Source organism: Amycolatopsis sp. w19 (assembly GCF_051373225.1).
GTDB lineage: Bacteria > Actinomycetota > Actinomycetes > Mycobacteriales > Pseudonocardiaceae > Amycolatopsis > Amycolatopsis japonica.
Genome location: NZ_JBPQFM010000003.1, coordinates 457998 through 472859, shown reverse-complemented (window position 1 = coordinate 472859; position 14862 = coordinate 457998). Strand labels below are relative to the sequence as shown.

At 67.1% G+C, this 14862-nt stretch carries 13 protein-coding genes and 1 riboswitch; of the genes, 6 read left to right on the top strand and 7 right to left on the bottom strand.

Features of this window, described 5'->3' with window-relative positions; all coding sequences use genetic code 11:
* Nucleotides 1-18 precede the first annotated feature (18 nt).
* From ACSMFO_RS09920 to rsmA, 4 genes are all read right to left on the bottom strand, one after another.
* The gene (locus ACSMFO_RS09920) at nucleotides 19-1791 is read right to left on the bottom strand and encodes an ATP-binding cassette domain-containing protein (RefSeq protein ID WP_436458174.1); all 1773 of its coding nucleotides are present in this window, start codon (nucleotides 1789-1791) and stop codon (nucleotides 19-21) included.
* Nucleotides 1792-1858: 67 nt separating this feature from the next.
* Entirely contained in the window at nucleotides 1859-2824 is a 966-nt protein-coding gene (locus ACSMFO_RS09915) for a 4-(cytidine 5'-diphospho)-2-C-methyl-D-erythritol kinase (protein WP_436458173.1), read from the bottom strand.
* Nucleotides 2825-2946: 122 nt separating this feature from the next.
* Nucleotides 2947-3957 (bottom strand): methionine ABC transporter ATP-binding protein, encoded by a 1011-nt coding sequence (locus ACSMFO_RS09910; RefSeq protein ID WP_038522356.1) that lies wholly within the window; start codon nucleotides 3955-3957, stop codon nucleotides 2947-2949.
* 213 nt (nucleotides 3958-4170) lie between these two features.
* A riboswitch (SAM riboswitch) is annotated at nucleotides 4171-4261 on the bottom strand.
* 241 nt (nucleotides 4262-4502) lie between these two features.
* Nucleotides 4503-5354 carry a 16S rRNA (adenine(1518)-N(6)/adenine(1519)-N(6))-dimethyltransferase RsmA gene (gene rsmA / locus ACSMFO_RS09905; protein ID WP_436458171.1) on the bottom strand — a complete coding sequence of 284 codons (852 nt, stop codon included), beginning with the start codon at nucleotides 5352-5354 and terminating at the stop codon, nucleotides 4503-4505.
* 40 nt (nucleotides 5355-5394) lie between these two features.
* Here rsmA and ACSMFO_RS09900 point away from each other — a divergent pair, with 40 nt between their 5' ends.
* Entirely contained in the window at nucleotides 5395-5967 is a 573-nt protein-coding gene (locus tag ACSMFO_RS09900) for a GNAT family N-acetyltransferase (protein WP_436458169.1), read from the top strand.
* A gap of 147 nt (nucleotides 5968-6114) precedes the next feature.
* Nucleotides 6115-7140 (top strand): DUF222 domain-containing protein, encoded by a 1026-nt coding sequence (locus ACSMFO_RS09895; protein WP_436458167.1) that lies wholly within the window; start codon nucleotides 6115-6117, stop codon nucleotides 7138-7140.
* A 58-nt stretch (nucleotides 7141-7198) separates the two neighbouring features.
* On the opposite strand, the gene ACSMFO_RS09890 is transcribed toward ACSMFO_RS09895, so the two are convergent.
* The 3 genes from ACSMFO_RS09890 to metG all read right to left on the bottom strand — a co-directional run bounded on the left by ACSMFO_RS09890 (nucleotide 7199) and on the right by metG (nucleotide 11629).
* Nucleotides 7199-8578 (bottom strand): resuscitation-promoting factor, encoded by a 1380-nt coding sequence (locus ACSMFO_RS09890; RefSeq protein ID WP_038508216.1) that lies wholly within the window; start codon nucleotides 8576-8578, stop codon nucleotides 7199-7201.
* Between the two features lie 413 nt (nucleotides 8579-8991).
* On the bottom strand, nucleotides 8992-9828 hold the full coding sequence (locus ACSMFO_RS09885) for a TatD family hydrolase (protein WP_436458165.1): 837 nt from the start codon (nucleotides 9826-9828) through the stop codon (nucleotides 8992-8994).
* Nucleotides 9829-9835: 7 nt separating this feature from the next.
* Nucleotides 9836-11629, bottom strand: a complete 1794-nt coding sequence (gene metG, locus ACSMFO_RS09880) for a methionine--tRNA ligase (RefSeq protein WP_081975867.1) — start codon at nucleotides 11627-11629, stop codon at nucleotides 9836-9838.
* Between the two features lie 62 nt (nucleotides 11630-11691).
* Between metG and ACSMFO_RS09875 the strand changes: the two genes are divergently transcribed.
* From ACSMFO_RS09875 to ACSMFO_RS09860, 4 genes are all read left to right on the top strand, one after another.
* Entirely contained in the window at nucleotides 11692-12288 is a 597-nt protein-coding gene (locus ACSMFO_RS09875; protein WP_436458163.1) for a PadR family transcriptional regulator, read from the top strand.
* Nucleotides 12289-12375: 87 nt separating this feature from the next.
* Entirely contained in the window at nucleotides 12376-13386 is a 1011-nt protein-coding gene (locus tag ACSMFO_RS09870; protein WP_436458161.1) for an ATP-binding cassette domain-containing protein, read from the top strand.
* Nucleotides 13376-14140 carry an ABC transporter permease gene (locus ACSMFO_RS09865; RefSeq protein WP_360081973.1) on the top strand — a complete coding sequence of 255 codons (765 nt, stop codon included), beginning with the start codon at nucleotides 13376-13378 and terminating at the stop codon, nucleotides 14138-14140. The genes ACSMFO_RS09870 and ACSMFO_RS09865 overlap by 11 nt, the downstream gene beginning before the upstream one ends.
* A gap of 92 nt (nucleotides 14141-14232) precedes the next feature.
* A complete protein-coding gene (locus ACSMFO_RS09860) occupies nucleotides 14233-14847 on the top strand; it encodes a glycoside hydrolase family 25 protein (RefSeq protein WP_360081975.1) in 615 nt (204 codons plus the stop codon).
* The last annotated feature ends 15 nt before the right edge of the window (nucleotides 14848-14862 follow it).

Below are 14862 nucleotides of genomic sequence, written 5' to 3'. Positions count from 1 at the left end.
GCGCGCCGTCGTGTGAACTCATTCGATCGCTTCGGAGGTCTCAAGCCACTGAGCTTCGACCTCCTCTTTCTCCGTTTCGACAGCCTTCAGTTCGGTGTTCAGCTCGATGAGCTTCGTAGGATCGGTCGCCGCGGCGAGCAGCGCCGCATGCAGCTTCTCTTCCTTCGCGTGCAGCTGGTCGAGCTTGCGTTCGAGACGGGACAGCTCCTTCTGCGCCGCACGCTGCTCCGCGGCGCTCTTCTTGGGCGCGGAGGCCTGAGCGTTGCCCGCCTTCCGGTCACTGCCCGCCTTTTCGAGGCTCTTGGCGCGCCGGTCCAGGTACTCCTCGATCCCGCCCGGCAAGTGGGTCACCTGCCCGTCCCCGAACAGGGCCACGATCGTGTCGCAGACGCGTTCCACCAGGTACCGGTCGTGCGAGACGACGACGAGGCTGCCCGGCCAGGAATCCAGCAGGTCCTCGAGCTGCTGCAAGGTGTCGATGTCGAGATCGTTCGTCGGCTCGTCGAGCAACAACACGTTGGGCTCGGCCATCAGAAGCCGGCACAGCTGCAGGCGGCGCCGTTCGCCACCGGAAAGGTCTTCGACCGGCGTCCACTGCCTCGCCGCGGGGAACCCCAGCTTTTCGGCGAGCTGCGAAGCGGTGAGCTCCTGCTTGCCGAACACGACCCGGCCGGACACCTCTTCGATCGCCTGCAGCACGCGCAGATCACCCGGCAGGTCGTCGAGCTCCTGCCGCAGGTGGGCGAGGCTGACTGTCTTGCCCTGGATGCGTCGCCCCGTCTCGGGCTCCTTGTCGCCGCCGAGCAGCTTGAGGAGCGTCGTCTTGCCCGACCCGTTGACGCCGACCAGACCGACCCGATCGCCGGGGCCGATCCGCCAGGTGACGTGATCGAGCAGGGTGCGGTCGCCGACGGTCAACGTGGCTTCCTCGATCTCCAGCACGGTCTTGCCCAGCCGCCGACGCGCGAACGCCTGCAACTCGACCGAATCACGCGGCTCCGGCACATCGGAGATCAGCGCCTCAGCCGCCTCTACGCGGTAACGCGGCTTCGAGGTCCTGGCCTGAGGGCCGCGACGCAGCCACGCGAGCTCTTTACGCGCCAGGTTCTGCCGCTTCTCCTCGGCGGTCGCCGCCAGCCTCGCCCGTTCGGCCCGCGCGAAGATCCAGTCCGCATACCCGCCTTCGTACTGCTCGACGCGGCCGTTGGTGACCTCCCAGGTCAGGCTCGCGACCGTGTCGAGGAACCACCGATCGTGCGTGACGACCACGACCGCGATCTTGCGGTTCAGCAGATGATCCGCGAGCCAGCGCACGCCTTCGACGTCCAGGTGGTTGGTCGGCTCGTCGAGGACCACGAGGTCCAGTTCGCCGGTGAGAGCGGCCGCCAGCGCCACCCGGCGGCGTTCGCCACCGGACAGGTTCGCGGTTTCCTTCTCGACGCCTAGAGCGGTGATCCCCAGACCGTCCATAATGGACCGGACACGCGCGTCAGCGGCCCACTCGTGCTCCGCGCCGTAGCGTTCCAGCACGACATCGCCGACAGTGCTGCCGGCGGGCAGCTCGGTCCGCTGGGTGACCACGGCCATCCGCAAGCCACGGACCTGACTGACCCGTCCTGTATCCGGCTCGCTGATCCCCGCGAGAACCTCCAGCAGCGTCGTCTTCCCGCCCCCGTTGAGACCGACGACACCGATACGCTGCCCCTCCGCCACACCGAGCGAAACACCGTCGAGCAGCGGGCGCACCCCGAAGGACTTGCTCACCGACTCCAGGTTGACCAAGTTGGCCATGCCTCAGCCGATCCTTTCCGAAAAGCTTGCACCACAACGAATTAGTCGATGTCCATTTCGGACACCCTCACGCGTGCACCCGCGGCGGTGACGGCCGCGGCGCGTCGTCGCCGCCGACCAGCCGCGCTCCGGGCACCGGCCCGTGCGCGACGCGTACCGTGCGGCAGACACCCGCGCCGGACAGCTCCGCGGCGACCTCGACGGCCGACTGGGCATCCGCGCACAGAAAGGCACAGGTCGGTCCGGAGCCGGAGACGGTGCCGGCGAGCGCGCCCGCGTTGACCCCCGCCCGCAAGGTACGACGCAGCCCCGGCCGCAACGAGACGGCGGCCGCCTGAAGGTCATTACCCAGAAGCAGCGCCAGCTGCCGCGGGTCACCGGACGCCAGCGCCTCGACCACCGGAGTGTGCGAACCGATCCGCGGCGGGCTGCCCTCTTCACGCAACTTGTCCAGCTCGCCGAACACCCTCGGCGTCGAAAGACCACGCTGGTCGAAGGCCAGGACCCAATGGAAGGTATGCCGCGACAAGACCGGCACCAGCTGCTCACCTCGGCCGGTGCCCAACGCGGTCCCGCCATAGAGCGCGAACGGGACATCACTGCCGAGCTTCGCGGCGATACCCGCCAGTTCGTCTCGGGAGATGTCGAGCTTCCAAAGCGACGCGAGCCCCACCAGGGTCGCGGCCGCGTCGGCGCTGCCACCGGCCATCCCGCCCGCCACCGGGATGCCTTTGCGCAGCACGACCCTGACCTTGGACTCGCCGTCCGCCTTGCCGACGTGTGCCGCCAGCGCCTGCGCCGCCTTCCAAGCGAGATTGTTGGCCCCTGTCGGTACGGTGCCTTCGCCTTCACCGTAGACCTCGACACCGGGATCCTCGGTGACCGCGACGGTCACCTCGTCGGTCAAGGAAAGCGCCTGGAACACGGTCACCAGCTCGTGGTAACCGTCCGGGCGTACGTCACCGACCGACAGGTGCAGGTTGACCTTGGCGGGAACCCTGACGGTTACTGGGGGCGGTACGACGGCGAGCACCCGTCAAGCCTACGTGGCCGTTCCACTTGCGCTGTCACCAGGAGAAAAGAGAACAGGACGAGTCGGACACGAACGGGCCGCCCCGGACGGATTTCGTCCTGGGCGGCCCGTTCGTGGAGGAATCAGGCAGCGACACCCTGCGGTCCGCGGACCGGGTGGGTCACGTGGCCGCCGCGTTCGGCGATCCAGGCAAGCGCGGCGTCCGCACGCTCACCGCGGACACCGAGACGGAACCGGCCCACCGGCGTGTCGCCGATCCGGGTCAGGCCGCCGCCGATGGTGGCGAGTTCGACGTCGAAGCGACCGGCGGCCTCCGGGAGCAACGCACCGACCGAGGCGAAGCCGACCAGCACGACGTCCACCGCGCGGTCGTACTTCGAGGCCTGCGCACGCCCGGTCTCGATCGCGGGAAGCAGCGCCTGCGCGGTACGGCTGTTCGGGTCGGAGACCAGGTCGAGCACGGTCCCGCGTTCGATGATCGCCCCGGCTTCCAGAACCGCGACGTCGTCGCAGACACGGCGAACCACGCCGGCGTCGGGAGTGGTGAGCAGCACGGTGACTCCGAGCTCGGCACGGGCCCGGTCGAGCACGGTGAGGACCGCGCCGGACTCCTCGGCCTGCACGCCGGCGGTCGGGTCGTCGGCCAGGAGCACGGACGGCCCGGCGGCCAGCGCCTTGGCGATGGCCACTCGGCGCAGTTGCCCTTCGGACAGGTCGCCCGGCCGCTGCCCCGCCCGGGGGGTGAGCCCGACCAGGTCGAGCAGGTTACCGACCCGGTTGCGCCGCTGCGGCCCGTCGAGACCGAGCTGTTCGAGCGGCGAAGCGATGTTGCCGGCGATGGTGCGCTCGGCGAGCAATTCCGGTTTGGTGCTCACGACGCCCACCTGCCGCCGGATCTCGCGCAGACGGCGTCCGTCGAGGGTCCCGGTATTGAGGCCGTCGAGGCGGACGACGCCGCGGTCGGGACGCTCCTGAAGACCGATGCACCGAGCGAGGGTCGACTTGCCGGAGCCGGCTGGGCCGACGACTCCGAACAGCGAGCCCGCTTGGATGTCCACGCTCACGTCACGCAGCGCGACGACGGGATTTCCGTTGAGGGGAAAGGATTTGGACAGGTTTTCGACAGTGATCACGAGAGGCTCCATGCGAATGGGGCGCTGCTTCTTTCGAGCGCGCCGACCGTCACCGAGTGACCGTCCGGAAACGGACGGTTTTCAGAGGTAAGGGAGAAAGACTCAGGCAGTAACGGTGGAGCGTCGACACGCACTTACCGTGCGGCGACCTTCATCGACGACACGTCGCCTGGTCAGCAGGAGCGGGTGGGTGACCCTGTTCATTAGGCACAGCCTCCATCGGTCCTGGCTGTAGCACCTGCCCTGTGGAGGGTGGTTGCTGCGACTTCGGCGAGCCAGGTCTCTCAGTCGCTCGGGATGGCTCACTGAGTAAAACCGATCCCACTGGATGAAAGCAAGCACGTAGGCGCAGATCACACGTCTGGTCGCGTCCATCATACAGGATCGGCCGTCCAGATAATGGAACACAGTCAGGCGTCTTCGACTTGCGCCAGGCGCGCTACCTGCTAAGACAACGCCGCTCATACAGATCGAGAAGGCTTACGCACGTGCCGACCTGACGCGGCTGACGTTCACGCGGTGCCGGTCACATCCGAGGCAGGCGATCAACCGGCGGCCGCGGCGATCCGCGCGAACTGGTGGACATCCAGCTGTTCACCGCGGGTCTTGGGGTCGATTCCCGCCTTCTCGAGCAGCTCCCCCGCGCGTTCGGCGGAACCGGCCCATGACGCCAACGCGGCACGCAAAGTCTTCCGCCGCTGGGAGAAGGCGGCGTCGACCACCGCGAACAATCGCTCCCGGTCCACGGACGACACCACCTCGCCCCGTTCGAAAGCGACCAGCGCGGAGTCCACGTTCGGAACGGGCCAGAACACCGCGCGAGGCACCGCGGCGATCTTGCGCGCCTTTCCGTACCAAGCGAGCTTGACGCTGGGGACGCCATAAGTCCGGCTCCCCGGGCCGGCCGCCATCCGGTCAGCGACCTCGGTCTGGACCATCACGAGACCGCTGGTCAGCGACGGCAGTTCGGCAAGCAGGTGAAGCACGACCGGAACCGCGACGTTGTACGGCAGGTTCGCGACGAGGGCCGTCGGACGCGCGGGCAGGTCGTCGGACGTGATCCGCAACGCGTCCGCGCCGACGACCGTCAGTCGTTCGGCCCCGCCCCGTTCGGCCCCGCCCCGTTCGGCCGCGGTATCCGGCAAACGCCCAGCCAGCACGGGGTCGATTTCGACCGCGACGACCTCGGCGCCGGTTGCGAGCAGTCCGAGGGTCAACGAGCCGAGGCCCGGCCCGACCTCCAGCACGACGTCGCCTTCGCCGACCCCCGAGAGGTCGACGATGCGTCGCACCGTATTGGGATCGTGCACGAAGTTCTGGCCGAGCTTCTTGGTCGGCCGTACGTCCAGCTCGGCCGCCAGCGCCCTGATCTCCGCAGGACCGAGCAGTTCAGTCACCCGACGATCGTAACCAGCCCCGGTGGGCCACGATTGGCCGGTGGACGACGTCGTACTCGAAGGCGAGAAAGTCCGGCTGCGCGACTGGAGGCCGAGCGACCTCCGACCGCTTCGCGACCTACTCGATCCCACGCGGCCTTGGCACGAAACGAACGGGCCCTATTTCGGCACCCCGACCGCGGCGGCGGCCGACTCGACGGCACGCGAACTCACCACGCCCAAGACCGAGCCCGTCGATCCTCGCACCAGCCTCGCCGTATGCGATCTGAAGGACGGCAGGTTGATCGGCAGGGTCAGCTGGTACTGGGAAAGCAGGCAGACCGACTGGCGGCGGATGGGGTTGGCGATCTACGACGAGCGGTACTGGGGCGGCGGGTACGGCACCGAGGCCTTGCGCCTGTGGACGACCTATTTGTTCGCTCGCACCGACACGCTCCGCCTGGACTTCGCCACATTCTCGGGGAACCCAGGAATGATCGCCGTCGGGCAGCGGCTGGGATTCGTGGAGGAAGGCCGGTTCCGGCGCGCGCGACGCTGGGCCGGAGGCGTGCATGACGCCGTCGTCTATGGGGTGCTCCGCGAGGAGTGGGACCGGTTGAGCGCGGAGCCGTGATCCCGCCGCCACCATCCGTATGGCGTTTTCGAACCGACACGTATCCCACTCCCGTGTGATCGGCGCAGGTCAGCGCAGGCGGAGCGTAATGATCATCCACCCGATCGATACCGTGCATTCGTTCGAATCTGCCTCGACAATCGAGGGATGACCAGCAAAAACAATCCCAAGGCCTTCCCGCTCAACCTGCCGGAAGGTGACGCCGAACTGCTCCTCGACGAGTTGCAGACACGGCTACGCGAAGGGCGACGTCTGTTCGCCGAAGTCGGCCAGATCCTGGCCGAGATCGAGTCACGTGGGGTCCGAGACCTCTACGGATACAACTCGATCGCCGCCTTCTACGAGCATGTGGCTCGAGTGCCTCGAGCAGAGGCTCAGAGAGTGACCGGCAGAGCGCTCGCGCTCAATTCAAGACGGGCGCGCGACGGCACGACGATCGACCCCGTCGCGACGTTGACCGGTGAATCGGCCAGCACCGGCGCGTTGGCCGAGGCCGGTATCGACCGGATCGTCACCGTCATGAAGAGGCTGCCGGACCACCTCGACGCGGACGAGCGGCTTGAGGCCGAAAAGGGCCTGGTCGAACTCGCGGGCGTCGCAAGACCGCGCGACGTCACGATGGCGGGCACCGACCTGCTCGCGCGACATGATCCGGATGGGAAGCCCAAAGACGATCCCGAGCCGAAACGTCAGCGAAGCGAATTCTGGTTGCGCCAGAAACGGACCGGCCGCTGGGACATGCGCGGGAACCTCGACCCCGAGACGGGCGCCCGCCTGAACGCGCTCCTGGTGCCGCGTGCGTATCCGGCTCCCGGCGACGTAGCCGACGACCGTGCGCCGGCGGAGAGACGCGGCGACGCGTTCACGGAGATCGTCGATCTCGCGGAGGCCGGCCCGGACATCCCCGCGCCCCGGCAGACCGCGGAGCGGGCCACTGAGGAGCCTCAGTCCGCACAGCCCAGCGAGGAACCCGCGAGCCGCCCTAAGCCCGCCCAGATGCCGCCACAGGGCCGCCAGAGCCCCTACCGCGGCAGCGGCGAGGGCGTTCAAGAGTCCGCCGCGGCTGAACGATCCCGGAATGTCGCCCACCTACGTCCCCCTCGGTGGTGGGCACGACTGTCGAGACCTAGATCCGGGAACGCGACACAGCCTCAGAAGCCTTTAACGGCCTGAAGGCCACCTTGCGGGCGAACCCACATGGTGACCTTCAGGAAAGGAGGATGATCTGGCGTCAGGCCTTCTTGCCGCAGTGCGGCCAAGCGCCGTAGCCACCACGCGCGTCGCGGACCTTCTCGGCGACAGCGATCTGCTGGGCCTTGCTGGCCTGGTGCGGGTACGCGGCGTACTGCTCGCCACCGTAGGCGTCCCAGGTGCTCTTGTTGAACTGCAGGCCACCGTAGTAGCCGTTGCCGGTGTTGGCGGCCCAGTTGCCGGTCGACTCGCACTGCGCGATGCGGTCCCAGGCTCCGGCGTCTCCGATGACCGGATCGGCGGGCTTCTTGGTTCCGACCTTGACGATCTTGGGCTTGGCCTCGGTGATGACCTCTTCCGAGACCTTCTCGCGGCCGACCTCTTTGCCGTTGCGCTTGGTGACCTTGTAGGTCACGGTCTTCTGGCCCGGGGTGCCCGGGTCCTCGACCTTGGTCTTGCCCTTTTCGAGCTCCGGGTCGTCGACCTTCTGCTCGGGCGGAGCAATTTCCTCGTTCTGCTTGACCATGGTGACGCCGGTCCGGCTGATGTGGACCTCGGCACCGTCGACCAGCTTGACGTCGAGACCGCCGACGGCCTCGTCGTCCGGGCCGAGGGTCATCCGGAGCTCACCGAGGAATTCCTGGGTGGTCACCGAGTTGGTCTGAACCTTGCGCGGTTCGTTCGCGCCGTCGTAGACCGTGACGTTCTTGAGGGTCTTGACCTCGACGGTGGCGCCCTCGAGCGGCAGCTCACCGTTCTGCGGGAGCGAAGTCCAAGTGCCGGCCTTGGCGAGGTCGGCGCGACCGAGCTGGTTCAACGCTTCGCCGAGGTTGGTCGCGCGGACCCAGGACTCCTGCTGCGGCGCGCCGTCGACGATCAGGTTCAGCTTGCGGCCGCGCTCAAGCTTGATGACGCCGCCATCGCCCACCTCGGCCTGAGGCGAGGGCGAGAGCGAGTCGTGCGCGCCGACCGAAAGACCGGCGTCTTCGAGGACCTCGCCGACGGTGTCGCCGAAGCTGTGGACGGTCTGCTGCTTGCCGTCGACGTCGAGCGTGACACTCTTGTTCATCGCCATCGCGGCCGCGCCGCCACCACCGAGGGTGAGCAGCACCGCCATGACGGTCCCCTTGAGGAACCGCTTCTTCCAGACGCGGGTCGAGTTCGCGATGACCTCGTCCTTGGTCGCGACCTTCATCGGCGCGCCCGCGGTGCGGTCCTCGGCCATCTCGTCCGGAATGACGATCGGCGGAAGCATCGTGGTCTCGGCGCTGATCAGGCGGATCAGCTCGTCGACGTCGACGTCGATCTCGGCCATCAGGGCGTCGGCGTCAGGGCCGAGCGCTGCCAGGACGTCCTGGTGCGTGATGCGCGGATCGTCGGAGTAGTCGAGCTCGCCGTAGTGGGTGTCGCGGTCGAGCACGGCGACCGAGCCGGCGGAAGCGAAGGTGTTCGTCTCTGCGCCGAGGCGCGAGCCATCCTGCCTACTGCTACCAGTCACTGGGTCGTTCCCTTTCCCAAGACGTCGAGGAGCTCGACAACCGCTCCACTACGTCCTTCGTCTCGATGCGCTCTTCGGCACACCTCTAGAAGTCCGACACCCGCAGCCAGCGCCATCGTCACGGTTCCAGGCCGTACCGCTCCTGGTTCCGCTTCCCCGACGTGCACTGACGTGACTGTGGGCGTAACAGCCGGAAACCGCATGAGCGGGTACCGACCGGCACGATCACGGGACAGTAACGAACCTCGCCGGGTTGCGCAAACACCGCCCGGAGTGTCGTGACGTTGGTCACTCATCAGAGTGGACCATTGCTGATCACTAATGTCGCAATCCGTTCAACCGGCGGTGACTGTCGGCAAACGGAAGACCCGCTCAGCGGTCTTTCGCACCGATTCGGCCACCTCGTGCACCGCCTCGCCCCTGAGGGTGGCGAGGTGCCGAACCGTGTAGGCGGCGCAGTAGGGCTCGTTCGGCCGCCCGCGGAATGGATGCGGGGTCAGGAAGGGAGCGTCCGTTTCGACGAGGTACTGGTCCGCCGGAACGATCCGCGCCGCCTCGTGGAGACCCCGGGCGTTGCGGAAGCTGACCGTCCCGGCGAAGGACAGCACGTATCCCGCGTCGACACACCGGCGAGCGATGTGCTCGTCCCCCGAGAAACAGTGGAAGACGACCTGCTCGGGCGCTCCCTCTTCCTCGAGGATCCGGAGAACGTCGTCGTGGGCGTCTCGATCATGGATCATCAGCGGCTTGCCGATGCGCTTGGCGAGATCGATGTGCCACCGGAAAGCGTCCTGCTGTGCGTCGTGAGGCGAATAGTCCCAGTAGTAGTCGAGGCCGGTCTCGCCGACCGCGACCACTCTGGACTCTTTCGCGAGACTCTCCACTTCGGATTTCTCGGCTTCGGAGAATTCCTTGGTGCGCGTGGGATGGATCGCGACGGCGGCCCAAACCCGCGGGTCCCAAGTGGACGCTTGCGCGGCCCACCGAGCGGCCGAGAGATCGTCCGCGACGGTGATCACCCGCGACACGCCGGCGCGCTCGGCGCGGTCGACCATGGCTGTCACATCAGCCGCGGTGACCGCGCCGCACGCGTCGAGGTGGGTGTGCGCGTCCACCACCGAAACCGGCAACCTGTCCGGGATCGGCGGCGGTTCCTTCTTCTCCGCACCCATCAGTTGCTCATTTCGAGATCGGCGCCCATTCGGGACCGGTCTCGCCGAGCTCCGGGTCCAGCTTGGCGAACAGCGGGGTCGGCTTCTCCAGAGGCTTGCCCACCTCGATGGGCACGGACTTCCAGCGCGCCTGCTCGGCCTTGTAGTCCCCGGTGATGATGGGGTTGATCCGGCCGGGGATGTCGAGGTCCTCGACTTCCTGAAGCTCGGGCTGGGCCGCCCAGACACCGGTGCCGCCGAGTGCCTCGTGCACCTTCTGCGCCGAGTGGGGCAGGAAGGGGGTCAGCAGCGTGTTGGCGTCGGAGACGACCTGCAGGGCGGTGTGCAGAACACTGTCGCGCCGCGCGGGGTCGTCCTTGAGCTTCCACGGCTCCTGGTCCGAGAGGTACCGGTTGGCCGCGGTGACGACGCGCATGGCCTCGCTCGCTGCCGCCTTGAACCGGGACCGCTGCAGGTGGGCGCCGGCGGTGTCGAACGCCTTGCGAGAGAGCTCCTTGAGCTCCTCGTCGGCGGCTGTGGGGGCGTCGGGACGAGGGATGGCTCCGACGTTCTTGTGCGCCATCGAGATGGACCTGTTGACGAGGTTGCCCCACTCGTTGGCCAGCTCGAAGTTGGTCCGGCGGACGAATTCGTCCCAGGTGAAGTCGGTGTCCTGGGTCTCGGGGCCCGCGACGGAGATGAAGTACCGCAGCGTGTCCGGGCCGAAGTCGCGCAGGAAGTCGTGCACGTAGATGACCGTGCCGCGCGAGGTCGAGAACTTCGAGCCGCTCATCGTGAGGAACTCGCTGGAAACGATCTCGTCGGGCAGGTGCAGCTTGCCGTACTTGCCAGGCACGCCGCCTCGGTCGCCCTCGCCGTTGTGGCCGAAGAGCAGGGCGGGCCAGATCTGAGCATGGAAGGTGATGTTGTCCTTGCCCATGAAGTAGTAGGAGCGGGCCTCCGGGTTGCTCCACCACTCCTGCCAGGCGTCCGGGTTGCCGGTCCGGCGCGCCCACTCCACGCTCGCCGAGAAGTAGCCGATGACCGCGTCGAACCAGACGTAGAAGCGCTTCATCGGCTGGTCGCGCCAACCGTCCAGTGGGATCTTCACGCCCCAGTCGAGATCACGGGTGATCGGCCGCGGACGCATGTCGTCGATCAGGTTCTTGGTGAAGTTGAGGACGTTCGGACGCCAGTCGGTCTTGCTGGACAGCCATTTGCCCAGGGTCTCGACGAACGCGGAGAGGTCGAGGAAATAGTGCTCGGTCTCGACGAACTTCGGCGTTTCACCGTTGATCCGGGACTTCGGGTTGATCAGCTCGGCCGCGTCGAGCTGGTTGCCGCAGTTGTCGCATTGGTCACCGCGCGCGCCGTCGTAGCCGCAGATCGGGCAGGTGCCCTCGATGTAGCGGTCGGGCAGGGTACGGCCGGTCGAGGGACTGATCGCGCCCCGGGTCGTCTTGGGGACGACGTAACCGTTGCGGTGCAGCGCGAGGAAGATCTGCTGCGTGACCTCGGCGTGGTTACCCGTGGTGGTGCGAGTGAACAGGTCGTAGGTGAGGCCGAGCCCTTGCAGGTCCTGGCCGATCTGGCGGGTGTACTTGTCGGCCGTCTGTTGGGAGGTCATGCCTTCTTTGTCGGCCTGGACGGTGATCGGGGTGCCGTGTTCGTCGGTACCGGACACCATGAGCACCCGGTTGCCGGCCATTCGCTGGTAGCGGGAGAAGACGTCGGACGGGACGCCGAATCCGGACACGTGGCCGATGTGGCGGGGGCCGTTGGCGTAGGGCCAGGCCACCGCAGTCAACACTGGGGTGCTCATGCTTGTTTAGCCTACGGACGTCGTCTAAGGCATTGTTGTCCGGGAGAGGATCGGAGGCCTCGGTGTCCGCCACGCGTCTGCTGGTGCTGGGTGTCGTGCGCATGTACGGCAAGGCGCACGGCTACCAGGTCCGGCGCGAGCTTCTCTCGTGGGCGGCCGACAAGTGGGGCAACGTCCAGCCGGGTTCGATCTATCACGCGCTGAAGAAGATGACCACCGAAGGCCTTCTGGAACAGGTCGAGGATGTCGAAGCGGGCGGCGGGCCCGACAGGATCGCGTACAGGCTGACCGAAGACGGGGAGACCGAGTTCCTCGTGCAACTCGGCAGGGCGCTGTCGAGCGACGACGCCACGGGGTACTCCCTGTCCGCGGCCGTCACGTTCATGCCGACGCTGCCCCGCGCGCAGGTGCTGGCCTTGCTGAAACAGCAGTTGGCGAACATGGAAGCGCACGCCCAATCGACCCATTACGCCCGCGAACACGCCGTCGATCTGGGGAAACCTCCCCACGTGAGCGAGCTGTACCGCCTGTGGAGCGTGCACGCGGAAGCGAACGTGAGCTGGATGAGGGATCTGATCGGCCGCCTGGAAGCCGGCGAGTACGTGATGGCGGGCGAAGGCGCGGACGACGAAGCCGTGTTCGGCACACCACCCAAGTAATCAAATTTGACTACGGAACGACTCCTAGGGCACAGTGCGTCCAGCCACTAGTCAAACTTGACTAGCTGAGCACCGAAAGGAGTAGACATGATCAAGGCACGCGGCCTTGAGCGGCGGTTCCGCCGGAAAGGCCGCAATGGGGGCGAGGTCCACGCCGTCAAGGGCGTCGATCTCGACGTGTCGGCCGGGGAACTGGTCGGCTTCCTCGGACCGAACGGTGCGGGGAAGACCACGACCCTGCGCATGCTGACGACACTGCTCAAACCGACCGCCGGTGAGGCGACGGTCGGCGGCTGCGACCTGCTCGCCGACCCACTGGGGGTGCGCCGGCGAATCGGCTACGTCGCACAGGGCGGCGGCACCGCGCCGGCGAGCAAGGTCGTCGAGGAGATCGAGTTCCAGGGCAGGCTGTACCGGATGAGCAAGGAGGACGCGCTCGCTCGTGGGGCCGTTCTCGCCGAGCAGCTGGACCTGGCCGGGCTCGACCAGCGGACGACCGCGACGCTGTCGGGTGGACAGCGCCGCCGGCTCGACATCGCGCTCGGGCTGATCCACTCGCCCGGTCTCGTCTTCCTCGACGAACCGTCGACGGGACTCGACCCGCAGAGCCGGGCGAACCTGTGGGACCACATCCGCAGGCTGCGCGACGAGCAGGGAGTCACGGTCTTCCTGACCACGCACTACCTCGACGAGGCCGACGCACTCTCGGACCGGCTGATCGTCATCGACGACGGGAAGATCGTCGCCGAAGGCACGCCGGACTCCTTGAAGGCGAGGGTTTCCGGCGACAGCGTCGTCATCGGCGTCTCACCGGAGTCGGCGGAGGAGACCGCGGAGGTCGCGGGCCGCCTCGAAGGGGCTCACGAAATGACGGTCACCGACGGCACCGTGCGTTTCCGGGTGCCGCGCGGGGACACCGCGATGCCCGAACTGCTGCGAGCGCTCGACGCACGTGGCATCGCGATGACGTCCATGCAGGTGCACCGGCCGACGCTCGACGACGTGTTCCTGACCCTGACGGGCCGGAGCCTGCGCGACGCCGAAGAGGGCGCGCCGACCGACTCCGCCGAGGAGAAGGAGACCACGCATGTTGCATGACACCTGGTTGATCTTCCGCCGTGACATGCTCGCGGCGTTGCGCAACCCGACGTGGCTCGCCATCGGCATCATGCAGCCGCTCCTCTATCTGTTCTTCTTCGGGCCGCTTCTGGTGAAGGCGCTCAACGCGCAGGGCCTGTCCGATGTGGACGGATGGATGATCTTCACCCCGGCGATCATCGCGCAGCTCGCGTTGTTCGGCAGTTCGTTCGTCGGGTTCGGGCTCCTCGCGGAATACCGGTCGGGCGTGGTCGAACGCCTGCGGGTCACCCCGGTGAGCCGGGTGGCCTTGTTGCTGGGCAAGGTGCTCGCCAACGCGTTGCAGACCATCGTCCAGGCCTTGATCATCATCGCGCTGGCGTATCTGGTCTTCGACCTGAACGCTCCGTTCAGCGGTGTGGTGCTCAGCCTGGTGATCGTCTTCCTTCTGTCGGTCACGTTGGCGTCGTGCTCGTACGCGTTGGCGCTGACCCTCAAGAGCGAAGACGCCTTCCCGGCTTTGCTCAACGCGGTTCTCATGCCGCTGCTGCTGCTTTCCGGAATCCTGATCCCGATCACCGCGGGCTCGGCGCCGGATTGGCTGTACACGATTTCCCGCATCAATCCGTTCCGGCACGTGGTGGATGTCGAGCGGAACAGTTTCCGCGGCGACTTCTCGATGGACGCGCTGTTCACCGGGAGCGTCGTGGTGCTGGTCATGGCCGTTCTGGCCATCTGGTGGGGCTCGCGGACGTTCCAACGCGAAAACGCCTGAGACACGCTGTACCGAAAGGTCACCTTGCGGCCGCTCCGCGGACGTAAGGTGACCTTTCGGCCGTACTGGGGCGAAATTCGAGGCGGGTGGGTTTGATAGATCCGGAAGGCGAGCACGGCGTCACCTTGTCCCACCGTGAGACGGTGACGGACTGGGCGGCGGTGCGCGGCGCCGACATCCGGTTCGCGTCGGTCACCGTCACCGAGAACACCAACTGGCGGGACGCCGCGGCGGAACGCAATCTGACCGGCGCGCAACACGCCGGCATCCACACCGGCGCGCGGCACTACGCACGTCCTGGTGCCGTCCATGACCAAGCCGAGCATTTCGTGCGGACGGCGAGCGCGCTCGGCGCCTTCGCGCCCGGTTCGCTCGCGCCCGCGCTCGAAGTGGAGGCACCCAGCGTCGACGATCGGTTCATCAAGGCGTGGATCAAACACGTCAGGCACGCGGCGCGCGTCGAACGCGTCCTGGTGTACGCGGGGCTCGACTGCTGGACGAACCGGTTGCGACCGGACAAATGGGCGGACAGCGAAGTGGTGTTGTGGCTGGTCAGGCACAACGAAATCCCGGGAAGACCGGGCTGGTTCCACTCGCGGCTGGGATTGCATCAGCACGGTTTCGGCGCCGGGTTGCCCGGTGTGGACGGACCGATCGCGCAGGATGCCGTGGTCTATCCCTTCAAACTGACCGACGTGCTCTTGTAGTTTCCGCTGCGTGAC